At 40.2% G+C, this 22,840-nt stretch carries 21 protein-coding genes (1 of these 21 only partly in view); 1 reads left to right on the forward strand and 20 read right to left on the reverse strand.

Annotation, left to right across the window (positions count from 1 at the left end; genetic code table 11):
* Window positions 1-125: 125 nt before the first annotated feature.
* The 20 genes from folP to IGJ37_RS12920 all read right to left on the reverse strand — a co-directional run bounded on the left by folP (window position 126) and on the right by IGJ37_RS12920 (window position 22,008).
* Window positions 126-917 (reverse strand): dihydropteroate synthase, encoded by a 792-nt coding sequence (gene folP, locus IGJ37_RS12825; RefSeq protein WP_002387594.1) that lies wholly within the window; start codon window positions 915-917, stop codon window positions 126-128.
* On the reverse strand, window positions 910-1,503 hold the full coding sequence (locus IGJ37_RS12830) for a non-canonical purine NTP pyrophosphatase (RefSeq protein ID WP_016632925.1): 594 nt from the start codon (window positions 1,501-1,503) through the stop codon (window positions 910-912). Before IGJ37_RS12830 ends, folP begins: the two co-directional genes overlap by 8 nt.
* A gap of 3 nt (window positions 1,504-1,506) precedes the next feature.
* The gene (gene folE, locus IGJ37_RS12835; protein ID WP_002383148.1) at window positions 1,507-2,076 is read right to left on the reverse strand and encodes a GTP cyclohydrolase I FolE; all 570 of its coding nucleotides are present in this window, start codon (window positions 2,074-2,076) and stop codon (window positions 1,507-1,509) included.
* Window positions 2,070-2,555 (reverse strand): 2-amino-4-hydroxy-6-hydroxymethyldihydropteridine diphosphokinase, encoded by a 486-nt coding sequence (gene folK / locus IGJ37_RS12840; protein WP_033598471.1) that lies wholly within the window; start codon window positions 2,553-2,555, stop codon window positions 2,070-2,072. The genes folE and folK overlap by 7 nt, the downstream gene beginning before the upstream one ends.
* Window positions 2,556-2,918 (reverse strand): dihydroneopterin aldolase, encoded by a 363-nt coding sequence (gene folB / locus IGJ37_RS12845; RefSeq protein WP_002354733.1) that lies wholly within the window; start codon window positions 2,916-2,918, stop codon window positions 2,556-2,558.
* A 197-nt stretch (window positions 2,919-3,115) separates the two neighbouring features.
* The gene (gene gor, locus IGJ37_RS12850) at window positions 3,116-4,465 is read right to left on the reverse strand and encodes a glutathione-disulfide reductase (protein ID WP_430598935.1); all 1,350 of its coding nucleotides are present in this window, start codon (window positions 4,463-4,465) and stop codon (window positions 3,116-3,118) included.
* Between the two features lie 86 nt (window positions 4,466-4,551).
* Window positions 4,552-4,950 carry a hypothetical protein gene (locus IGJ37_RS12855; protein ID WP_002358946.1) on the reverse strand — a complete coding sequence of 133 codons (399 nt, stop codon included), beginning with the start codon at window positions 4,948-4,950 and terminating at the stop codon, window positions 4,552-4,554.
* 22 nt (window positions 4,951-4,972) lie between these two features.
* On the reverse strand, window positions 4,973-6,112 hold the full coding sequence (locus tag IGJ37_RS12860) for a helix-turn-helix domain-containing protein (protein ID WP_002370166.1): 1,140 nt from the start codon (window positions 6,110-6,112) through the stop codon (window positions 4,973-4,975).
* On the reverse strand, window positions 6,090-6,755 hold the full coding sequence (locus IGJ37_RS12865; RefSeq protein ID WP_002354729.1) for a hypothetical protein: 666 nt from the start codon (window positions 6,753-6,755) through the stop codon (window positions 6,090-6,092). Before IGJ37_RS12865 ends, IGJ37_RS12860 begins: the two co-directional genes overlap by 23 nt.
* A gap of 262 nt (window positions 6,756-7,017) precedes the next feature.
* Window positions 7,018-8,571 carry a hydantoinase/oxoprolinase N-terminal domain-containing protein gene (locus IGJ37_RS12870; protein WP_002365445.1) on the reverse strand — a complete coding sequence of 518 codons (1,554 nt, stop codon included), beginning with the start codon at window positions 8,569-8,571 and terminating at the stop codon, window positions 7,018-7,020.
* Window positions 8,572-9,666, reverse strand: coding sequence for a DUF917 domain-containing protein (locus IGJ37_RS12875; protein ID WP_002354727.1), 1,095 nt, complete (start codon window positions 9,664-9,666; stop codon window positions 8,572-8,574).
* Window positions 9,667-9,685: 19 nt separating this feature from the next.
* A complete protein-coding gene (locus tag IGJ37_RS12880) occupies window positions 9,686-10,960 on the reverse strand; it encodes a cytosine permease (protein WP_325815322.1) in 1,275 nt (424 codons plus the stop codon).
* A gap of 134 nt (window positions 10,961-11,094) precedes the next feature.
* On the reverse strand, window positions 11,095-12,657 hold the full coding sequence (locus IGJ37_RS12885; RefSeq protein ID WP_002354724.1) for a PucR family transcriptional regulator: 1,563 nt from the start codon (window positions 12,655-12,657) through the stop codon (window positions 11,095-11,097).
* Window positions 12,658-12,680: 23 nt separating this feature from the next.
* A complete protein-coding gene (locus IGJ37_RS12890) occupies window positions 12,681-13,928 on the reverse strand; it encodes a peptidase U32 family protein (RefSeq protein ID WP_252671632.1) in 1,248 nt (415 codons plus the stop codon).
* 27 nt (window positions 13,929-13,955) lie between these two features.
* Entirely contained in the window at window positions 13,956-14,876 is a 921-nt protein-coding gene (locus IGJ37_RS12895) for a peptidase U32 family protein (RefSeq protein WP_325815323.1), read from the reverse strand.
* Window positions 14,877-15,055: 179 nt separating this feature from the next.
* Window positions 15,056-16,090, reverse strand: a complete 1,035-nt coding sequence (locus tag IGJ37_RS12900; protein WP_002354721.1) for an FUSC family protein — start codon at window positions 16,088-16,090, stop codon at window positions 15,056-15,058.
* A 133-nt stretch (window positions 16,091-16,223) separates the two neighbouring features.
* Window positions 16,224-18,719: an ATP-dependent Clp protease ATP-binding subunit gene (locus IGJ37_RS12905; RefSeq protein WP_002354718.1), complete on the reverse strand. Its 2,496-nt coding sequence runs from the start codon at window positions 18,717-18,719 to the stop codon at window positions 16,224-16,226.
* A gap of 2 nt (window positions 18,720-18,721) precedes the next feature.
* Window positions 18,722-19,189, reverse strand: a complete 468-nt coding sequence (locus IGJ37_RS12910) for a CtsR family transcriptional regulator (RefSeq protein WP_002354715.1) — start codon at window positions 19,187-19,189, stop codon at window positions 18,722-18,724.
* 304 nt (window positions 19,190-19,493) lie between these two features.
* Window positions 19,494-20,723, reverse strand: a complete 1,230-nt coding sequence (locus IGJ37_RS12915; RefSeq protein ID WP_048941806.1) for an aminotransferase class I/II-fold pyridoxal phosphate-dependent enzyme — start codon at window positions 20,721-20,723, stop codon at window positions 19,494-19,496.
* Entirely contained in the window at window positions 20,701-22,008 is a 1,308-nt protein-coding gene (locus IGJ37_RS12920; RefSeq protein WP_108120369.1) for a PTS sugar transporter subunit IIC, read from the reverse strand. The genes IGJ37_RS12915 and IGJ37_RS12920 overlap by 23 nt, the downstream gene beginning before the upstream one ends.
* 145 nt (window positions 22,009-22,153) lie before the next feature.
* On the opposite strand from IGJ37_RS12920, the gene IGJ37_RS12925 reads away from it, so the two are divergent.
* A protein-coding gene (locus IGJ37_RS12925; RefSeq protein ID WP_002354705.1) for a MurR/RpiR family transcriptional regulator crosses the window boundary here: on the forward strand, window positions 22,154-22,840 show its 5' portion. Its footprint extends 171 nt past the window's final position; only the first 687 of its 858 coding nucleotides appear in the window; it begins with the start codon at window positions 22,154-22,156; its stop codon lies beyond the right edge, outside the window.

Here is a 22,840-nt window from a genome sequence, read left to right on the forward strand (position 1 = left end):
CTTTTGTAATAAAAATCGCGCACCGTTTACTGGGATAAAACGATTCAGCCAACTAAAATTTTTTAGACTAACCAGACCGACCATCAAAAAAAGATGGTCGGTCTGGTTAGTTTATTGCTCTGCCCTTACTCCTTCTCCGACAATGCTCGCCAGACATCAAATGTTTGTTTTAAGCCTTGGACATTATGAACACGTAAAATTTCTACGCCTTGTTGTGCTGCATACAAGGAAGCAGCGGCTGAGCCAAAATCACGGTTGGCTGGTTCTGGTTCGTTCGTTAAAGCGCCAATGGTTCGTTTGCGAGAAACGCCGTATAGTAACGGATAATCTTGGTAGCGAAAGGCGTTAGGATCTTTTAACAGTTGAAGGTTTTCTGCGACAGTTTTATGAAAGCCAATCCCTGGATCGAAACAAATTTTTTCTAAGGAAAGCCCATATTTTTGGCATTGTTCAATTTTTTCTGTATAAAATTGGTGCAACTCTTCTTTTAAAGAAAGCGATTGGCGTTTTCTAGAATGCATAATCACAACTTGGACTTCAGGATATTGTGCGAGGACTTCTGCCATCCCCGGAGTGTCTAATCCTTTGATGTCATTAATCATTGTGGCGCCAGCTTGAATCGCGGCTTCTGCTACTTCGGGATAGTAGGTATCCACAGAAATCGGCGCTAGAGAAGTCTCACGTATTTTTTTAATTAACGGTAATACTCGGTCTGCCTCAACTTGTGGAGAAACTTCTTCGTAGCCAGGACGTGTGGATTGGCCGCCAATGTCTAAAATATCGGCCCCCGCTTCTAGTAGATGAAGCGCATGTTGATAGGCCACGTCGACCGTTGTGTAGCTACCGCCATCAGAAAAAGAGTCGGGGGTCGTGTTGACAATCCCCATAATTTGGTAATTCTTTTTTAAATCAATCATTGTCACATTGCTCCTTTATCTGCTGAATCATCTTTCGTAAAGCCCGCATTCTAGGACTTATCTTCATTCGTTCACTCGTGGACAACTCCGCTAAGGTTTTGCCTCGGTCTGGTAAATAAATAATCGGATCAAAGCCATAACCGCCTGTACCGCGCGGTTCAACTAATTCACCAGTCAAAGTGGCTTCCGTTTGCAACAGTTTGTCGTCATCGAGTACATAGACCAACGTGGCTGATAAGGTTAGCTCTCGGGTCGACTGTTGCCCTTCAAATAAGTGCAACAGTTCGCGGTTCTGTTCTTCCGGATTGGCTGAATGGAAAAAGCGGCTTGTATGAATACCTAATAAATCAGGAAAAGCAGTTAACGTTAAGCCGCCATCATCACCTAACACTGGGCAGCCAATTAATTGTTGGAAAAAGCGAGCTTTTAGATAAGCATTTTCAGCATACGTAGTGCCAGTTTCTGCAGGTTGTTCTTGACTGGTTGTATACTTTCGATAAGAGACAAGTTGAATAGCGGGGTCCTTAAGTCCTGATTGCATTTCTTTTAACTTACCTTGGTTATTCGTGCCAACAATGATTTCCATTTTCTAACGTATCTCCATTAAAAATTGATTTTTCCACTCTTGTTCTTTAAATAGTCCGGTAAATTGAAATGTTTTGGTGCTACTTTGTGGTGTTTTCACGCCGCGCATCGTCATACACATATGTTCCGCTTCAATGGCTACCGCAATGCCTTTGACGGGAATATTTTCTTGGAGTTTGCGGGCAATTGTCACTGTTAAATCTTCTTGAACTGTGGGACGTTTGGCACAATGTTCTACTAATCTTGGTAACTTGCTTAGTCCCAATACTTTGCCACCTTCTGGCAGATAAGCGACATGTACTTTTCCATAAAATGGCAATAAATGGTGTTCACACATTGAATAAAAGGCAATATCTTTTACTAAAACCATTTCTCCTTCATTTAAGCTATCAAATAATTTATAATCATCAAATTCAGGTTCGGTTAATCCACTAAAAACTTCTGCATACATTTTAGCTACGCGTTTGGGTGTATCAATGAGTCCTGCCCGTTGAGTATCTTCCCCCACTGCTTCTAAGATTGTGGTAACTGCCTGCTCAATTTGCGCTTGTTTTTCCTGCTCCATCTCTACCATTCCTTTTCGCTTACTCGCACTTCTTCTTGATTGCCACTGCGCTGAATCCACGTAGCTATTGGCGTACCCAATAATTGTTCCTCTGCGTAAACATCACTTAAGGGAATCAAAACAAATGACCGTTTTGTTAATTCTTGATGAGGAACTTGTAAGTGGGGCAACGTGACTGACTGCCCCCCTAATAATAAAATATCAATATCAATAATCCGCGGACCCCAGTGAATTAATTTTTTACGTTTCATCGCTTGTTCAATTCCTTGGGTAACAGCCAGTAATTCTTCAGCGGTATAGCTAGTATCAATTTTCAATACGGCGTTCAAAAAATCATCTTGGTCTGTATAGCCGTAAGGATCCGTTTCATAAAGTTTTGAAGAAGCCACGACCTGAATCTGCGGGTCTTCGTTTAAATAATTGCGGGCTTTCACTAAATTTGCGTACGGATCGCCGACGTTACTACCTAATGCTACATAGCCAATCATCTATACTTCTCGCTCCATTTCAATTTCAATATTGTCAAAAAGGCCGGGCATCGGCACACTATATTTTCTAATTTTAATGATAATTTTGTTCAATTGTTCTTGATAATCTGCGGAAATATCATCTAAAATAGCACTCGCTAAACCTTCGATTAAATCGTACGAGTGATTGTTTACTCGTTGGGCAATCAATTCATTCACTTCGGCATAATTGACAGTTTGAGTGACATCATCTGTTCGCCCTGCCTCAGCTAACGACAACTGCATTTCAAGGTCGATTTCTACTTGCTGTCCTAGACGTTTTTCTTCTGCCAAAACACCATTTTTTGTGAAAAATTTCAAGTTGTTGATTCTAATTTTATCCATCCTCTAACTCCCTACCCTCTGTTTTGCTGATTTTTTTAATCATAGCATATTTCTTGGAAAAGTCAGTAGTTAAAAGATGGAAAAGTGGTTATTGGTATGATATAAAAAATTACTTTTTACGAATCAAATAATATAACTCGTGTATTCAAAAAAGAGCGTTGCTGATGCAACGCTCTTTTTTGGGGTTTATTCGCCTTTTATCGCATTGTTACAAATTCTTCTGAGCCTGTTGGATGAATCGCAACAGTATTATCAAAATCAGCTTTGGTCGCGCCCATTTTAATAGCGACTGCAAAGCCTTGTAGCATTTCGTCAACACCGATGCCGATGCCATGCAAACCGACAATTTTTTCTTCTTTGCCGACACAAATTAATTTCATGTCGCATTTTTGACGGTATTCTCCTAAAGCGAAATACATTGGCGTAAAGCTAGAGCGATAGATTTTCACTTGGTCTTCACCATATTCTTCAAGCGCTGCTTTTTCCGTCAAGCCAATTGTCGCAACTGGTGGATGGGTAAAGACCACCGTTGGTACCAAGTTATAATCCAAATATAAATCGGTTTGTCCGTTAAATAAGCGTTCAGACAGGCGCCGACCAGCGGCAATCGCGACTGGCGTTAAGTCGATTTTCCCAATGACATCGCCGACTGCGTAGATGCCATTTTGCGTGGTATTTTGGAATTTATCTACTTTGACGTAGCCTTTTTCATCAAGGGCTACTTTCGTATTTTCTAAGCCTAATTGATCCGTGTTCGGCTGACGGCCTGTCCCGAAAATCACGGCATCTGTCGTGATTGATTCACCATTTTCAAATGTAATAACGTACTCATTCTGCGCCGTTTTTTCAATTTTAGCTGGTGTTGCATTCGGATGAATTTGCATGCCCATTTCTTGATAGCGTTCTAAGACTTTTTCAGAAAGCATGTCATCAAAGCTTCGTAATGGTCGTTCATGACGGAAGGCCCAATGTGTTTCTGCACCTAAGCCATGTAAGGTTCCTGCTAATTCGGCTGCGATGTAACCCGCACCGACAAAGACCACACGTTTTGGCATTTCTTCTAATGCAAAGAACCCGTTTGAATCTAAGGCATATTCTTCTCCTGGAATACCTAGTTTTTTCGGACGACCATCTGTCGCGATTAAAATGTGCGGCGCCGTATATTCCGTCCCATTGACTTCAATTGTTTGCTCCCCAGTAAACGTAGCGTAACCATGGATACGTTCAATGTTGTTACTGTCTAAACCACGATTATACGCACCATGTAAGAAGTCGATATATTTTTCACGATTTTCAACTAATTGTTTAAAGCTAAAATTTTTGATTTCAACATCAAACCCGTAGCCTGCTGTGTCTCTTTCCATCATTTCCATCATGCTGCTGGCTTGCCACATGACTTTTTTAGGCACACAACCAACGTTGACACAGGTCCCACCAATTTCGTTGCCCTCAATTAAAAGGACGTTGGCTCCGTGCATTCCTGCGCGGTTAGCAGAAGCAATCCCGCCACTACCGCCACCAATAACAATATAATCATAGGTTTTCATTTATTCTGGCTCCCTTTCAATTTGAACTTTCTCCCTTATTATCGCAAAAAATAGCAAAAAAAGACAGTCGTATTACTTACTTTTGTTTAGTTTTCTGCTGCTTCTGTTTCATGGATTCGTTCCGTAAAAGCACTGGGGGAAAGGAATTCAATCGTAGCATTGTCGAAGGGAATTCCTAAATCTTCTTTCGTTACGTTTGGGTTCATTGTAATGACGTAAAGTGTTTTGCCTAAGGAAAGTGCAATCCCAATTTCTAAATAACTTAGTCGGTCAAAGTCACCATTAATAAAAACGTAGGTTGCTTCGTGAAGATACCGTTTTATCACTTCAATATCTGTAAACATTCCGGTTTGAACACAATCTGCTAACCCGAAGCCCACTGCACCCATACAGCCATGCTCATCTTCAAACAGCTGAGGATCTACCAAAAGGTCCGTTTGAATACGAGGGTTTTGACCAATTTGGTAGGCGAATAATTTAGCCATAGTTATTCCTCCTTCTTTTTGATTACTCGTTAGAACGTAATAATTCAAGAACAATTTCTGTTTTGTCCTGCTCCGTTTGAATAGCTGTTCCTAATATCTTTTCTATTTCTTCTTTAGGTAATTTAAAAGCTTGATTTAGTTGACTTGCAGGAATGACTTGGTGCTCTAAAATCATGTGATAAACTTTTTGGAAAACTTCTGGCTGTTCGATAGTCAGTTGTTCATCGTAAGGCTCTTTCGTTTTCCATTTATTTTTAGCAATTCTTTTATTTAAATAGAGACGTTGATCATCATTAATTAACGCTAATGTGTATGTTTTTTGAATCATTGATTGAAGAGAAACTTTCCAATACTTTTTCAAATCAATATAGTATTCTAACGAAATAGACAAGAGCGAATCAGAAAAAGCCGCTGAAGGAAGGAGAAAATGCGCAGCAAATAGATTTGCTTGATACTCAATAATGTTCTTTAATTCTGTTTGCGAATACTCATGAATACTTTCAACACCGTTGTGTAATAAAATATGTCCTAGTTCATGCGCCACGTTAAAACGACGACGGACAGCAGATTCATGATTATCTGTGAGCATAATAAACGGCCGACCAATCATCCAACGCGAGACCGCATCTAGTGTTGGATTGGACATGTTGGCTTCTGAAATAATCACACCATTTTGTTCAGCCAACTGAATGAGATTAGGGACTGGCGAAATCAAGTCTAAGCCCCAAATTTTCCGTAATTCCTCAGCCTTTTTCACAATTTCTTCTTCTGTGATTTCATAAATACTCTTTTCAATTAATTCTGGTAAACAAACTTTGGGAAAGTTAACATATGTTGCTAATACTTTATACACTTCTTGCACATATTTTAACCGCTCTTTTTGCATATCTCTTACTTTCTTCGTCGCCGCACTTCGGCTTCTAAAAAAAGTTGCGCCTGAATACAATTCAAATGTATCTGCTGAAAAGAAACTACGGGGAAATTGTAAAACAGAAATTAGTTTTAATATGCTATCTGCTTTAGGAATTGTTTTTCCCGATTCGTAATTCGAAATCATTTGCCTAGATAGCTCTGCTTTTTCGGCTAATTCTTTCATTGTTAATCCTCGTGCAATGCGAGCCGAAGTTAATTGCTTTGGATTAAAAATCAACCTCTCGTTCATTTTCTAGTCCTCTCCTTATCAGTTCGTCAGCGGTTGACGTAAAAGTCAAATGTAGGTCCTTACGAACTTCCTCTGGATTTTTTAAAAGAACTGGTGCCTGCGTAATATCAATTTGGTCAATCCAACGACCAACTCCAATATCTGGTAACCCTAATCGAACAAAACGTAATTGATGATTCGATCCGCCATAAGTTAGTAATAAGAATGGCGGTTGATTGGCATCATAATACTCATTTAAATCTTCTGGTTTGTCAAATAAATTATACTGCTTATTTAATAAGCTCCCACGATTTCTAAATAATGCCTTTTTAGGAACTGAAGCTTCTGATAAAACTTTCGCTGGCGTTAAAATTGCGCCTTTGGTTTCAATCATTAAGTACGTATGACCATTGACATATCGACTACTAGCTTTGTCAGCTATTTCATGTGGGATTGCTGATGAAGTTAACACTTGTTTTAAACCAACATCAACCAATCCATGCCGAACGTGTCCCCAAACTTTTTTCATTTCTGCTCGTTGAAAAATAGATTCTCTTTCTGTTAGCTCCATTAAGTAGCGATATGCTTCTCTTATGCTTAACGATAAAACACCAACCATTCGTGCATCACAATTTCTTTTTAAATGTTCTTTTAAAATACTCATTATTTTCTCTCCTTTTTTCACAACACCCCAACAACATACCATGTTAACATTTTGCCTTTTCTAAAAAAATATGTCAACACAAAAAAATGAACTTAGGAAGGTAAGTCATTTCGACTTACCTTCCTAACTCTGAATTTTAAAATAAACGGCGAGACAGATATAGCTTCTTCTGTACTCTTCAGGATAAAACTTCAATCGACAGCCCTAGCCCGACCTCATATTTCAAATAACTCTTCTTATAACTTTTGCTTTGCACTGGTCCTCAATACATATTCCCAACCACTTTTACTCGTAAGCGGGTTGCATTTTCTGGATGATAGGCGAGTGGTGTTTCTTCCACCTCGACTAACTCGATTGTGCCAGGGACTGCACCCGCAAGTTCAGCTTGTTGGACGGCTTTTTCTTGGGCATCGGCCAACGCCGCGTCCCGTTGGATTTTTGAATAGACATAAATTTGTTCGTATTGTCCGCTAATCTGAGCGATAGAGGCACCGATGGCATTCGCCACTGCTCCGTTTTCGTTGCGAATTAGCGCTTTAACGCCTGTCAATTCTTCGGGGATGATAATACTCCCACCACCAACTAAAACGACCGTCACGTCTGCGGAACTGGTCTTCATGCGATCAATCGCTTCACTGACCAATTCGCCAATTTTTTGGTACACTTTTTCCGCAAACGCTTGGTCTAAATGAGCCACTTTGCTAGGATCACCAACTTGGGCATGACCTAAGCGAACCGCAATATCAGTGGTCGTTAATTGTGTGCCGCCAAAAACAAGGGCCTCTTGTGTAATACGGTAGCCGACACTGTCGGGGCCAACTGTCACAGAACCATCTGGTTGTTCACGCACTAGACTGCCGCCGCCGACACCGATTGACACGATATCTGGCATTCTAAAATTGGTCCGTACTCCGCCAACATCAACGGCCAGTGAAGATTCTCTTGGAAAGCCATCCACTAACACGCCAATGTCTGACGTTGTGCCACCAACATCTAAAACAACCGCATCTTTCAAACCAGCTAAGTAAGAAGCGCCACGAATACTATTTGTTGGTCCACAAGCAATGGTTAAAATAGGAAACTGTTTGGCATACGTTAACGACATTAACGTACCATCATTTTGACATAAGTACACTTGGGCGTGATGAATTTTTTCTTGTTCTAAGGCTTGTTCAAAGCCTTCGCTGGTCACTTTAATTACTTTGTGCAACGCAGCATTCAAAATTGTCGCATTTTCCCGTTCAATTAAACCGACAGACCCAATCATTGAGGAGCAAGATACAGGAACATCTGCCCCTAACACTTCCTTCGCAAGTGCTTGGACAAACAATTCTTGGTCATTTTTTAAAGAAGAAAAAACGCCAATTACTGCGATTGCCTCTACTTCTCCTCGCCAAGAGGCCAAAATCCCACGTAATTCTTCTTCGTCCAGTGCAGTCAATGGTTGTCCATCATATTCGTAGCCACCATGTGCTAAAGCATACGTTTCTGAAAGAGTGGCCACTAAATCCTTGGGCCAAGCTGTGTAAGGCAAGACCGAAGCGGTTGCTGGATAGCCCAAACGAAGGACCCCAACTTTTGCTAATTTTTTTCGCTCAACAATGGCATTCGTACATTGGGTCGTGCCCAACATTGCATGTGTGACTTTGGTTGGGTCCACTGCTGATTCTGCCAAGACTTTATTTAAGGCACCGGCAATCCCTGTTTGAATATCATCGGTTGTTGGAACTTTCACTGAATGAATCAAGTTTAATTGATGATCTAAAATAACAGCATCTGTATTTGTGCCGCCGACATCGATACCGATTTTATACATTTATTTGTCCTCCTTCGCTACTAAGTTTTCTAGTGGTTGATAATCCATTTCGTAGCCGAAATACCGAGGACCCACTGTTTCGATACCTTTTTTCGTTCGCCAAGCGGCATTCGCTTTCAAGCCCATTACTTGGACACGTTTGCCGTATTTCAGGCTTTCTGTTGTCACAGGCGTTAAAGTTTCTAAATCTACCATACAAATCAAATCAGGCGTCATCGCAATCACCTGACCATCTTTCTCGGCAATTAAATTTTCATTTTGAAAATGGACGACTGCTTCTGAACCAGCGTCACTGTTTAAGCCACTCAATTTGACACGTCCCAAATTGAAGCCACCTTTTACTTCTCGTTCTACATCTAGAATTTTTCCTTGGAACAATTCAAAGCCATCCGTAACTTCTACTAATGCTTGGCGTTTTTCTTGTTCATCTGCATAGGTACCTCGAATCACTTTGCCAATTTCTTCTGATAATGTCACGATGTTGTGAATACCATAGTCTTGTAATTGTTTGCCTGTCGCGGGATAAATACTCACTAAAGCACTGGCGCCCATTTCAACCGTTTGAACACGAGCAAGACGTTCTGTCCAAGTATTATCAATCGTTTCCATAATGCCGATATTTCCTTTTTCATCGGTAATTGCCATAGGGGTCGCTGACATCCCATTCAAATGGAACGTTACCATAGGCAATTCTGGAAAGGCCCGACCCATACCATCACAATCCACCAAGGGAATGCCTAGCTTCGCTGCAACAACAATTGGAATCATTGAATTGACGCCACCAGCTTCCATTGGAAAGGTTCCCGCAATCGTTTCTTGGTCTAAATATTTTCCTAACTTCTCAAAGACACGGACGAATTCGTCGCCTTTGGGAAATTTTTCAATTGCGACAGATGGGGCACCCATCATTGCGGCGGGTAGGAAAAAATCCTCCGCGGCAATTTCTTCTGGAGAAACCAGTTTGACAGGTCCGTTTTCTTCGATGGCGGACAAAGCCATCATTTTACCAATATAGGGATCACCGCCACCTCCTGTCCCTAAAAAAGCTGCTCCTGTGGCTATATTCTCAATTGCTTCTGCATCTAAATAACGCATTCTCCGACACTCCTCTTCTTCATTCCACTTCTAATGATTCGGTGTTCGTCTGTTGACGTTTTGCACCGAAATAATAAATAACAAACGATAAAACAATGCCAATTAGCGGTTGGTTAGGCAATTGAGGGACATTGGGAAAGAAACTCATAATCACCGGAATGCCCCCCACTGCAGCACCAATTAGCCATGAAAAAACACCTAATTTATTCACGCCAGGCGTTGGCTGCCATTTGGTTCGATCGCCTTTGTTAATCAACCAATAGGCAGCAATCATTACACCAGCCACTGGTGGCACCATCGCAGAAAGGACGGACATAATCGGCGTAAAGTAATTTAAAATCCCCATAACTGCTAATAAGGTTCCAATGGCGCCGGCCGCACCGACAGCGACTTTTTCTTTTTCTTTTGGAATATCAAAGACATTAATCAAGGCCAGTCCGCCAGAAAAAGCATTCACGGCATTCGTGGTCCAAGTTGCTAAAATTAGCGCAATAATTCCTAAAACTGGAAAACCGAGATTCATAAAAACTTCCGTGATATCTGCGGTGTTCGATGCAATGGTCAAGACCGCACCAACGCCAATCATCAACAAGCCTGTCGGTAAAATCCCTAAGGTGGCCGCTTTGACCACATCTTTACGAGAAGAAACATATTGAGAGTAATCTCCAGCAATTACTGCGCCTAATGCAAAAGAACCGACAGTCATTGAAAGACCTGACATAAAGCTTCCTGCTGTTTGAGGTGTATATTGACTAACAGCTTCCCAACCGTTGTTTCTTAACGAAGCCACCAAGCCATAAAGACAAACCAGAACTAACACAGGAACCGCAAAATAATTCAGAATTTTCAATATTTTTATGCCATAAAGAGCCGAAATAAGCATGATAACTCCCCAGATTAAGGAAGAAAGCGACACAGGTAAATCAATGCCGTAAATTTTTAAAAAGTTCGTGAAGGCGCCGCCGCTGACATTGGCTTGCAAACCAAACCAACCTAAGCAAGCAATCGCTAGAATAATGGAAATAATCTTTTGCGAACCTTGAATGCCAAACACTTGAGAAGCGACTTTGACAGAAGGTTCTTGTAAGTCGGAACTTTGAATTCCTTGTAAAATCATTAAAATAACAATAATACCGTAACCAATAAATCCTGTTAACAAAGCTTCCCATAAAGGCATGCCTGCAACTAACGTTCCTCCAATAATTAATCCTGGCACGCTAATCATTGCGCCCGCCCAAACAAATGCTAAGCTAAGCCACGATTGTTGTTGCTCGTTTTTTAATTTCATTCTCATTCCTCCTTAATTATTTTTTCAATTATAACGAAAAATCAGTCATAGGTCTTTTTTAAATTAAAAAAAATATCGAGGAAGTTTTGGCTTAAAATAAAAAAGCAGACAAATCGGCTACTGCCGATTGTCTGCTTTTTTCATTCATTCGTGACCAAGCGATATAAGATCATCGCCAAATAGACTTCATAGGCTTCGGCGGCGTTGGTCATATCATAGCCGAGCGCTTCATTAATTTTACTGATACGATATTTGACCGTATTTTTATGAACAAATAGGCGTTCGCCGCATTCTTTAAAATCACTACTTGCATCTAGTAAAAACGTTCCTAATGTCATTAACTGCTCTGATTCTTTTAAGAGAGGTTGGATAACTGCTAAGCGTTGTTGGATTGCTTCTTCTCCTGCTTGGAGACACGTCATCATTTGTTGAACTGTACGAATTTCCGCGATTGATAACACTTTTCTTTGTGGATAGACGCGCTTTAAAAACGGCGCGACTTGATTAGCGGTTTGGTAGCTGACACGCACTTCAGTCGTGTTACGAACTTTCGGACAAAGGATGATTTCACCTAAATAGTCCTGATAGTCTGTGGCTTGCAAGTATTCTTTACTAATCGTGGCTTCAGGCTGTTTGTGTAAATAATTACCTAAGAGAACAATCAGGTAATTTTCTGTTTGCTGGACAATCGTTGTTTGGTAATAGTAACGTAGGAAATCTTTCAAATCTTGCTGAATAGCGTGGATTTCTTGTCCTTGTTGCCAAATAGGCAAAAGCCACATCGTTTCGACAGAAGAAATATCAATCATTAATTTTTTGGCTAATTGGTACATCTTATCACTTTCATCGTTAATGATTGCTTGGACTAAGGCATACTCACTGACTTCGTCATAGTTTTTCCCCCATAAATTCAGAGCCATCTGAACGACTTCCACCGCTTGATTCATCTCAAAAGAGGTTAACTGCTCTTCTTCTCGAATGAAGTAAAGCTTCAATGTTTGTCCATCTTTCTGAGGAAGTTTTTGCGAGGTAATGAAGTAGGTCGTTTCTCCCAGCGCTACTTTCTCTTGTGATTGATAAAGTAACTTGGTTAAGGGCAATTTCGTGCTTCGCGGCCAATTGATGGTGCTGATGATTTCATTGGTATAGGTGGTTAACGCAATGTTGACTTTTAAAAAATCGGATAGGATTTTCAAGGTCATTTCCACACTGCGGTTTTGTTCAGGCAAAAGGGAAACTTTTTCCAAGAGGTCCGTTGCAAAAGAAGCCATTTTATTTTTATTGACTAACAATTTCATGACTTCATAAATGACTTCGTTGTAGCGTAATGTTGGATCGTTTTTAGGCATTTGGATTAAAATAAAACCTAAAGAATCCGCTAATTGAATCACTTCCTCTGCAACTTTCGGTACGATAATCCCAACGTAGTACAAGATTAGGCCTACTTCGCCTAATTCATGGAGATGCCGAATCGTTTCGCATTGCTTCACCACATCATGACGAATGGCACAAAATGAACCAATCAAAATTTCGCCAGCATGGTATTCATTTGTTTTGTGAAGTTTTTCCGAAAACAAAGACATATCAGAGACTTCTAAAAAAGAAAGAGAAGCAACAGATGTGTCCAATTGGTTTTTACCAGAAAGTACCGTTGCTTCTCGCAAAGACGGTAATTTTAATAAATCATTCACGCGGACACTCATATTTACTCCTCCTTTTGGCTGGTTTATTTTTTCTTACGAATCATATCGCCGACTGCAACAGGTTGCGTCACTTCCATTGTTAATAACATCATGGGATTAGGTGCCCGATCGATCGCTTCACCGTCTTCATTATACATCTCTTTAACGGTTTGGTGGAAATGGGTAAACCCGGGACCATAAAATTCAATTTCATCGCCGACACTGAAAAGGTTCCGTTGACGAATTGTCGCGACTTGCGTCTTTTCGTTGTACGCAATCACTTCGCCAACAAATTTATATTGTGGAATTTTACGACGTTCGCCGAATAATTGTTCATTTTCACTTGGTGTATTGTAATAAAAACCAGTTGCTAATTCACGTTGTGCTACTTTCCATAATTCATCAATCCACTCTTGTTGGCAGACATAGTTTTCAGGGTCTTCCATGTAATAATCGACGGCTTTTTTATACACATTAGCGACTGTCGAAACATAGTGAATGGATTTCATGCGACCTTCAATTTTAAAACTATCGACACCATTTTCAATTAATTCTGGAATATGTTCAATCATAGACATATCTACGGCGCTCATTGAAAACTCTTCTTCAACTTCCCCTTCACTGGTTTTGCTCCGACGTTCTGTCCCAAAAGGCATATCAAATAACTCATATTTCCAGCGACAAGATTGAGAACAACCGCCACGATTGGCATCCCGCATCGACATATGATTGGACAAAGTACAACGTCCTGAATATGAAATACACATTGCTCCATGAATAAAAGCTTCAATTTCAATGTCCGTATTTTCACGAATCGCTGCAACTTCCTCCATTGAAACTTCGCGCGCTAATACCACACGTTCTAAGCCTTCATTTTTCCAAAATTCTAATGTTTCATAGTTGGTTGCTGAAGCTTGTGTCGATAAATGGATAGGTAAACCTGGTGCTTCTGTCGCACAAATTTCGATTAAAGCTGGATCGGAAACAATCACAGCTGAAATTCCGATGTCTCGCAATTCTCTGAAAAACGCTCCTGCCCCTTCCTGGTTTCCTTCATGAGTGACCATATTGGCAGCGACATAAACTTTCGCATTATGTTCGCGGGCAAAAGCTACGCCTTCCGCCATTTCTTCTGGCGTGAAATTTCCTGCGCGGCTACGCAGACCGTAGGCATTCCCTCCGATATAAACGGCATCGGCACCGTAACGAATTGCGACTTTTAGTTTTTCTAGCGTCCCGGCTGGAGCCAACACCTCGGGACGCTTCAATGTTCGTTCTGTCATTACTTTCATGTTCTTCTTCCCCTTAAATGAATCAATTTATTTTATTGCATCGGCACTTAAATCAAAGAAACCATTGTCTAAGCCACGACCTGTTGGATGTAATTTTTCAATTTCAGCTGTTGCATGAGCTGCTTGATCTTCTGACCAAGTTCCCGCTTCAAGTGCTGCTTTCGCTTCAGCAAATAAGCGAGCAATCGCGACAAAATTTTCACCTGGTGTGTAAAGGCCATCGAGCTTCCATGTACGATAGTGATGGTCATACAAGTTTGTTAACTCATTCATCAAGTTCACATCGTTATTGGCAAAAATATGCGTACCATGACTATCTTCATAAATGGAATAGTGGGTTTCTGGTTTTTTGGGTTCAGAAATAAACAGCCCTTCGTCTTTCGTAACCCCTTTGTCGTTCTTTGTGTAATTGTAGTAATTTTGAATTAATGGGCGTTTCGATTGATGAATACAGGTCGCCCCATAGACAAGAATTTCAGCTGGAACTGCTAAGTTTTCTTCCATTGCGACCATTTCTTCAAAAGGTACTTCCCGAGCTAGGACAGCTCCGATGGCTCCTCGTTTACTCCAAAAATTGATTTGACGTGAGCTCGTTACTAAGGTTTCGCCATCATAAACGTAAGGAATTTCTAATCCATCTCGTTGCATAATAAACACAATACCTGGATCACCCAAAGTAATTTTATCGACGTTGATTTCTTTTAAAAATGTCAGATACTCTGGGACTAATTTCATTTTTTCAGGGTGCATAATGCCATTTACTGCAACTAGCACTTGTTTGCCCATTTCATGTGCACGTTTCACAATCTCGCGTTGTTCATCTCGTGTAAAAGATACGGGCAAACGCAACCCGAATTTTTCTTCTCCAATATATAATGTATCCACACCTGTTGCGAGTAATTCTACAGCCTGATCAACAGATTCTGCAGTTGCAATCAGTTCAATCATAAATATAGCCTCCTTCTTTATGACCGTTTAATAGTATCATACGTTCACAAACTTTAAAAGAGCCTATCTGTATTAAACGTACATTTTTCACAATGTTTCCGAAAAAATTTTGGTAGAAAAGCGCCAACCGCTTACCTACCAAATGCTCTTTTTTTAATTACTGGTCATCTGTTCTTTGGTCACTCGTTCAAGTGGTATTTTCGTTCATAAAACGTTACTACAACGGTGAATAGCCACGCTGCCGCTAAGCCTAACAAGCTGCCTAAAACAATCCCCAAAAAGCGGAATTGAATCAACGTTATCACGTACTGCTGACGAACGAGCAATGAAAGCATCAGAGCCATAGGCGTTGTGAAAAATTGCGCCAATCCATAATTACGACGAATAAAATACTCAACGGTCACAAATAAGATTGTAATCACGACAATCGATTCAAAAGTTGTCAAAGCTAAATTAAGCAGAAAAGCGGAAATAACCAATCCAATCGTTGTGCCAAAAATTCGCTGAATATTTCGCTGCTTAATCGCACGTAAATTGTCTCCTTGTAAAATGGATGCACAGGAAACGACTAACCAATACGGATTCTGTAAATGTAAACTTTCGCTGATATATACAGCAAAAAATAAGACAAAGCTATAATATATGCTATCTAATGGCGCTTCTGGATGCCGATAAATTCGTTCCCGTAATGATCGCTTAGCTAGCGGGGCACTGATTTCCTTCTCTGTAAAATGCAACACTAGTGCAAACAAAATAGAAAAGCCAATGCCTAATAACATACAGCCACTCATGAACGGAATTTTTGCTAACGGAATACTCGTACTGGCACCCATCGCTGTCACCATCACACCAAAGAAGGCCCCTGGTTTTGAAATATCGTATACTTCAAAGAAAAAGCGGCCACCAAAACCGACCAGGGCAACAACAATGGGAATAAGCCATGCAATATGGGTCGATAACATGCCTAACAAATTTCCTAAAAAAAGGTAACTACCGACCACAGATAAACGAGTCATTAACTGTTTTAATGGTAGCGGCTGATAATATAAAAAAGTAAAAATACCTAACGAGCCAAAGCTTGAAATCAATAATTGATGATTGATATAACCCAAAAAAAGAATGCTGAACATAACCAAGCCAGCAAACACTAGTCGAAAAGGATTATCCTTTGGACGCTGATAATGTAGTAATTCTCGAAAAAAAGATTGTTCCATTCCATCACCCCTCCTTATTAACGTAGCACAGAAAAATCAATCTGGCAATTCTCAAAAAGAAATCGCCACTGGAAAATAGAAAAGCCTGGTATAAAAACCCTAAATGGTTTTTATACCAGACTTCGCATCTCATCTATACAGTTTGTAATTCTTTCGCTTCTGTTTTTGGTGCTTTTGGTGCCCGCACATTTAACGTAATTTTGCCTTTGCTAGCACCTAAGGTTACTTTATCCCCTAACTGAATTTGACCAGAAAGAAGGGCTTCACTTAAACGATCTTCCACTTCTTTTTGCAAGGCCCGACGAATTGGACGTGCGCCATATTCTGGATCAAACCCGACTTTACCAATAACTTCAATTGCAGCTGGTGTGATTTTCACTTTAACCTCTTGTTCGGCCATCCGTTTCACGACAGATTGACTCATAATTTTTACGATTTCATGAATTTCCTCTTGTTTCAAGGAATGGAAGACAACCGTTTCATCAATTCGGTTTAAGAATTCTGGACGGAAGGCTTTTTTCAATTCTTCCATGATTCGTTTTTGCATTAATTCATGATTTTTAGAAATGTCTTTCACATTGAAGCCAACATGTTTTTCTTCACGAATCGCTGTTGCTCCTAAGTTGGAGGTCATGATTAAAATCGTGTTACGAAAATCGACTTTTCGTCCTTTGGCATCCGTTAAATGGCCATCATCTAAGACTTGTAATAAAATATTAAAGACATCTGGATGGGCTTTTTCTACTTCATCTAGCAAAATAACGGAATAAGGACGTTGACGAATTTTTTCAGTTAGTTGGCCGCCTTCTTCGTAGCCGACATAACCTGGAGGAGAACCGATTAAACGGCTAGTACTGTATTTTTCCATAAACTCAGACATGTCCACGCGAATCAAGGCTTCTTCGCTGCCAAACATCGCTTCGGCTAAGGCTTTGGCAAGTTCTGTTTTCCCAACCCCTGTTGGTCCTAAGAACATGAATGAACCAATCGGTCTTGCTGGGTCTTTCAAGCCACTACGCGCACGACGGATAGCGCGTGAAACAGCTTCAACTGCTTCATTTTGGCCAACGACCCGTTGATGTAAAATGGTTTCTAATTCCATCAATCGTTCGCTTTCTTTCTTCTCTAGCTGCTGCAAAGGAACGCCTGTCCATTGTGAAACAACCCCAGCCACGTCTTCTTCTGTTACTTGTGTACTGTAACCAGACAGACTTTTTTCTTTCACTGCAATCAATTCTTCTAGTTTTTCCATCACTTGTTTTTCTTTTTGACGAATCCGAGCAGCACTTTCAAATGATTGGTTTTGAATGGCCTCTTCTTTTTCCGTAATTAATTGAGAAATTTCGGTACGCAATTCATTAATTTCTGAAGGTTGATCTGCCTTATCTAAACGAACTTTTGCTGCAGATTCGTCCATTAAATCAATTGCTTTATCTGGTAATTGGCGGTCATTTAAATAGCGAATCGATAATTGAACCGCTGCATGTAGAGCTTCATCTGTAATTTCTACGCCATGATGTTTTTCATAGCGGGAACGCAAGCCTTTTAGAATTTCTTCTGCTTCTTCTGGGGTTGGTTCTGCTACTTGAATACGGGCAAAACGACGTTCCAAAGCGGCATCTTTTTCAATATATTTTTGGTATTCATCCAGAGTTGTCGCACCAATTGTTTGCAACTCGCCACGTGCTAAAGCAGGTTTTAAAATATTTGAAGCATCAATCGCCCCTTCTGCACCGCCAGCACCGATCAAGGTATGCAATTCGTCGATAAATAAAATGACTTGTCCATCTTGATAGATTTCATCGACAACTTTTTTCAAGCGATCTTCGAACTCACCTCGATATTTGGTTCCAGCAACCAAGGCACCCATGTCTAGCATCATTAAACGTTTGCCTTGCATATCTTCAGGGACTTCCCGGTTGACAATTTTCTGGGCTAACCCTTCTGCTATCGCTGTTTTCCCAACACCTGGTTCACCGACTAAGACAGGATTGTTTTTGGTACGGCGACTCAAAATTTGGATCAAACGACGAACTTCGGTCCCGCGACCAACTACTGGATCCAAACTTTGTTCTCGTGCTAACTTGGTTAAATCTCTTGCTAAAGAATCCAATGTTGGCGTCCCTTGTGGCGCATTTTTACTTTGACCATTCCGACGACGTTGTGCGCCATTGGGTTCGGAAACGCCCATTTTTTTCAATAATAATTGACGCATTTTGGATAAGCTTAATCCTAAATTCACTAAAATTCTAGACGCTAAAATTTCTTCGTCTCTTAACAAGCCTAATAATAAATGCTCGGTACCAATCTTTTGAGCCCCTAAGCGCTTCGCTTCATCTCCAGCATAGGCAAAGATTTGTTTGGCTCTTGGTGAATAAGGTAAGTATAAGTTGTTATTCCCCATTGGACTTTGCATGGTGCCATAGCCACTTAAATGCTCAATTTCTTCACGGATGTCTTCTGTGTCAGTATTCAATTGTCGTAATGTTTTTCCGGCAATCCCATTCGGTTCTAAAACGAGTGCTAATAATAAATGCTCAGAACCGACGGATTGGTGACGAAAATACTTCGCTTCTTCTTGGGCAATCGCCAGTACGGCTTTCGCACTTTCTGTAAATAGTTCATCCATAGTTATTCCTCCTCATAGCTCAAGCGCTCTAAAAATGAACGCATTATTTGAGCTCTTAGAAAATCTTCGTGATTCCCCAGACCATTCAATGTGCTTTTACTTAAAGCAGCTAGCATTAAATTGCCTTCCTTTTTCGTAATCACTTCTTCTTCATACAATGTTTGAATAAATGTTAGCGCATCTTTTTCTGTTAAGGTTGCGCCAATCAATTGATCCATTTGTTTTAGTAATTGATCGTTATCTGAAATTTGTACTTTGACAATGCGAATATAGCCGCCTCCACCACGTTTACTTTCAACTGCGTAGCCTCGTTGGATGGTAAAACGTGTATTAATTACATAGTTAATTTGTGAAGGAACGCAATTAAATAAATTAGCCATTTCCGCCCGACGGATTTCAATTTTATTACTTTCTTCTAAAATCTTTTTTAAATAAGCCTCGATTAAATCTGACGTATTTTGATTACTCATAGTCTTCCATCCTTCTTCTCTCTTGACTAATATTGACCATTATTATATCGAACTTTGCCTATTAAATAAAGAGGAACGCTTTGACTTTAATAAAAAAATGCAAAACAGGAGGAGCAACCTCAGTCAAACTGACTTAAGTTCCCCTCCTAAAGTTGAAAATATGTTATTGAATCACAGAGGCTGAGACAAAAGTGTTTAGCTCCAAGAAATAAGAAGAAATTTCCGAAAATTGTTCTTTAATTTTTGGAGAATTTCGGCTTATTTCCGAAGGAGTTGCTTTTGTTCAGCTGATTATCTTAATGTCTCACAAAAACGATTCTTCGCCATAGGCTTGATCTAAGGCTTGTTGAATATCTTCGATAATAGATGTTGGCTCTTCCAAACCAACGTACATGCGAATGTGCGCTGGCGACAAGCCTCTTTTCTGAACAGCCGCCAAGTTATTGCCTTTAAATACAGGCAAGGCCAAACTTTCAAAGCCACCCCAACTGACCCCAATTGTGACCAGCGTCAATGCGTTCACAAATGTTTTCAAACGTTCAAAATCGGTATCTTTTAAATCAATCGCAAACAATGAGCCATAACCTGTTAAATATTTTTCTGCTAACGCTTGTTGTTGTTGATTTCCTACAAAAGGATGATATAAGCGACTGATTCGCGGATCCTTTTGCAAAGCCGACAGCACCGTTTGGATGGCTTGAGACTGATGCGCCAACCGAACGGGCATGGTACGAATACCTCGTAACGCTAACCAAGAATTGAAGGGACTATTGACTGCTCCTAAAGCTTGATGACCATGTTCAAAAATTTGATCTACAAGCGCTGCTTTGCCAATGACAGCCCCTGCTACAATATCCGAATGACCACCAATATATTTGGAACAAGAATGAATCACCAGGTCCACATTATGGCATAAAGGATGCTGAAATAACGGTGACGCCCACGTGTTATCAATGACAGTGTATGCGCCGATTTTTTGTGCTAACGCAGTTATTTTTTCTAAATCTAGCAGTTCAAACTTTTGTGAGGACGGACTTTCAAAGTAAATGACTTTGGTGTTTTCCTGAACAAATTGAAAAAGTTCTTCTGTTTCTGCAACGTCTACTTTGGTCAAGGATACGCCAAATTTCTCTAAATATTGCACAAACGAAACAGATTCTCCATAAATTGTATTGACCATTAAAACATGATCGCCTTGTTGGAGCAACGTAAACAGCGTTGCCGAAATAGCGCCCATTCCTGAGGCAAAAACTTTACATTTTTCTCCACGTTCCAAACGAGCAATTTTTTTCTCTAAAATTTCTGTTGTGGGGTTGGTGCCACGTGTGTAAACATAATTATTTTTTTCATCTATACTCGCTGCCATAAATTCTTCGTAAGTTGGAAAATAAAAGGAAGAGGTTTGAACCAACTCGGGCACCATCGGATGATACATTTTTTCCATTCCTTTTTCCACTTCACAGCAAATATTTTCATCATTCTCAACATGCATTTCCTTCACTCCTCTTTCTCTACAATGTTTCTGGTACTTCATGGGCTTCTTCTTTTTGATATTGTCGATCTAAGGCTTTTACAAATGGATAATAAATAACGACACTAGCCGCAACAGCTAAAACTTGCGTCACTGCACCTTGCCATTTTCCCACTAAAAAGCCCGAAAACAGAAAAGGCGTAGCCCATGGTGCTTGAATGTTTGTAAACATTGGCATGAACCCAATTTTCATTGACAGAAAGGCAATCAAGACCGATACAATCGGCGCGACCGCAATCGGAATCAATAATAAAGGGTTAAAAATAACTGGGAGTCCAAAAATCAAGGGTTCATTAATGTTGAAAAATGCTGGAACAAACGAAATTTTCGACATGGCTTTCATTCTAGACGAATGTCCGGCGATGGCCATTGCAATAGCCAAGCCAATCGTGCAACCAGCGCCTCCAATTGTAGCAAATTGATCGAGCATTTGGACCGTGCCAAAGTTGCCACTTTGAGCAGTTAATTGTCCTAATTCCGCTAAGCTTTGGTTTTTGTCTGCATTCGCATATAAAATAGGATATAGCATGGAATTGATGACAGTTGGATGAATTCCAAACCACCAGAACAGTCCATTTAAGCCAGCCACAATAATAATTGCAAAAGGGGTTCCGATTAAACCTTGCAGTGGCGCTTGAATCACCGCATAAATTAATTGCGGGAAGGAATCCGCAAACGAAAGCCCAATCCCATTAATCAATAAAGCCACCGCTACCACAAAAATCCCAGGAATCAATGCACTAAAAGCTTGGCTCACCATAGAAGGCACGCTGTCAGGCATTTTGATGACTAATTTTTTCTTAATACAGAAACGAGTCAACTCAACCGAAAGAATTGACATAATAATGGCCGTAATCACCCCTTGCGTTCCTAACCAATCAAACGATAAAACTTTCGTCACAACTTCGCCTGATTCAGTGGTCACCGTTTTCGGTAAAACGACTACGTAAGCGACAATTCCTAAAATTAATGAAGTTAAACGATCCATTTCGTAACTTTCCGCCAATTTATAGGACATCGTCCCAGCAAAAATAATTCCCATCATGTTGAAAGTTGCTCGATAAGCTGGTGAAATCATATCCGCCCAACCTGCACCGAAAATTCCAGCCATAAAATCGCCATACCCTGCTACTGGAAAATCTGTAATCAACATAAAAATCGATCCAATAATTGTTAACGGCATAATTGCAAAAAAACCATTTCTTAAGGCTTGAAAATAACGTAAACTTGTAATCCTTGAAACTTTAGGCACTACGGCTTGCTCCACCCAGTTTGTTAACTTATCCATTTCACTTCTCTCCTTAATCCTTTGTGATATCCTCATCATAAAGAAACCGCTTTCTGATGTAAATACAACTAACTGATTCTGTAACTATGTTTCATAATTCATACGCTTAAGGTATACTGAAAGCGAAACAAAGTACCACAGAGAGGTGAACCCATTGAATCTAATCGAATGTTTAGAACAAAAAGAACGCTATACATATAACGAAGGGCTAATTATTGATTTTATTTTATCTCATACTGAACGAGTCCTGCATATGTCGATTTATGAACTAGCAGAAGCCACCAACTCTTCAACCTCTACGATTGTTCGTTTGTGTAAAAAAACAGAGACTAGCGGTTTCAAAGAATTTAAAATCCGCTTGTCCCGCGACTTAGAAATTCACTACCAAGCAATCCGGAATGTTGATGCGAATATGCCTTTTTTAGCGCAAGATTCTGATTTACTAATTGCCAAGAAAATTGCGCAGTTAACGACTGAAACCGTTCAATCCACTCAACAGTTATTAACCGAGGCCATGTTAAATAAAAGCATTGATTTACTTTTAACCGCTGAAAATATTTTAGCAGTGGGTGTCAGTAACTCCTACATTCGCTTAACGGATTTTCAAACAAAGTTATTACGCATTCAGCTATTTATCCATTTAATCCCTTATCAAGCTGAACAATTTTATTTAGCCATCAATGCCACCAAAAATGACGTAGCCATCCTCGTCTCTTACAGTGGTAACACTGCAGAAATCGTAAATGAAGCACGGATTTTTGCAGAAGGAGGCACCCCGATTATTGCCATTACTTCAGACTTGAACAGCCAATTAGCTAAATACGCCACAGTG

The organism is Enterococcus sp. AZ104, from assembly GCF_050546705.1.
Lineage (GTDB): Bacteria > Bacillota > Bacilli > Lactobacillales > Enterococcaceae > Enterococcus > Enterococcus faecalis.

What these genes read in the sequence shown, in the direction of transcription:
- folP (WP_002387594.1), bottom strand. Translation starts at nt 917, where the DNA reads ATGATTGATTTAAAAAAGAATTACCAAATTATGGGGATTGTCAACACG.
- IGJ37_RS12830 (WP_016632925.1), bottom strand. Translation starts at nt 1,503, where the DNA reads ATGGAAATCATTGTTGGCACGAATAACCAAGGTAAGTTAAAAGAAATG.
- folE (WP_002383148.1), bottom strand. Translation starts at nt 2,076, where the DNA reads ATGGTAGAGATGGAGCAGGAAAAACAAGCGCAAATTGAGCAGGCAGTT.
- folK (WP_033598471.1), bottom strand. Translation starts at nt 2,555, where the DNA reads ATGATTGGCTATGTAGCATTAGGTAGTAACGTCGGCGATCCGTACGCA.
- folB (WP_002354733.1), bottom strand. Translation starts at nt 2,918, where the DNA reads ATGGATAAAATTAGAATCAACAACTTGAAATTTTTCACAAAAAATGGT.
- gor (WP_430598935.1), bottom strand. Translation starts at nt 4,465, where the DNA reads ATGAAAACCTATGATTATATTGTTATTGGTGGCGGTAGTGGCGGGATT.
- IGJ37_RS12855 (WP_002358946.1), bottom strand. Translation starts at nt 4,950, where the DNA reads ATGGCTAAATTATTCGCCTACCAAATTGGTCAAAACCCTCGTATTCAA.
- IGJ37_RS12860 (WP_002370166.1), bottom strand. Translation starts at nt 6,112, where the DNA reads ATGAACGAGAGGTTGATTTTTAATCCAAAGCAATTAACTTCGGCTCGC.
- IGJ37_RS12865 (WP_002354729.1), bottom strand. Translation starts at nt 6,755, where the DNA reads ATGAGTATTTTAAAAGAACATTTAAAAAGAAATTGTGATGCACGAATG.
- IGJ37_RS12870 (WP_002365445.1), bottom strand. Translation starts at nt 8,571, where the DNA reads ATGTATAAAATCGGTATCGATGTCGGCGGCACAAATACAGATGCTGTT.
- IGJ37_RS12875 (WP_002354727.1), bottom strand. Translation starts at nt 9,666, where the DNA reads ATGCGTTATTTAGATGCAGAAGCAATTGAGAATATAGCCACAGGAGCA.
- IGJ37_RS12880 (WP_325815322.1), bottom strand. Translation starts at nt 10,960, where the DNA reads ATGAGAATGAAATTAAAAAACGAGCAACAACAATCGTGGCTTAGCTTA.
- IGJ37_RS12885 (WP_002354724.1), bottom strand. Translation starts at nt 12,657, where the DNA reads ATGAGTGTCCGCGTGAATGATTTATTAAAATTACCGTCTTTGCGAGAA.
- IGJ37_RS12890 (WP_252671632.1), bottom strand. Translation starts at nt 13,928, where the DNA reads ATGAAAGTAATGACAGAACGAACATTGAAGCGTCCCGAGGTGTTGGCT.
- IGJ37_RS12895 (WP_325815323.1), bottom strand. Translation starts at nt 14,876, where the DNA reads ATGATTGAACTGATTGCAACTGCAGAATCTGTTGATCAGGCTGTAGAA.
- IGJ37_RS12900 (WP_002354721.1), bottom strand. Translation starts at nt 16,090, where the DNA reads ATGGAACAATCTTTTTTTCGAGAATTACTACATTATCAGCGTCCAAAG.
- IGJ37_RS12905 (WP_002354718.1), bottom strand. Translation starts at nt 18,719, where the DNA reads ATGGATGAACTATTTACAGAAAGTGCGAAAGCCGTACTGGCGATTGCC.
- IGJ37_RS12910 (WP_002354715.1), bottom strand. Translation starts at nt 19,189, where the DNA reads ATGAGTAATCAAAATACGTCAGATTTAATCGAGGCTTATTTAAAAAAG.
- IGJ37_RS12915 (WP_048941806.1), bottom strand. Translation starts at nt 20,723, where the DNA reads ATGAAGTACCAGAAACATTGTAGAGAAAGAGGAGTGAAGGAAATGCAT.
- IGJ37_RS12920 (WP_108120369.1), bottom strand. Translation starts at nt 22,008, where the DNA reads ATGGATAAGTTAACAAACTGGGTGGAGCAAGCCGTAGTGCCTAAAGTT.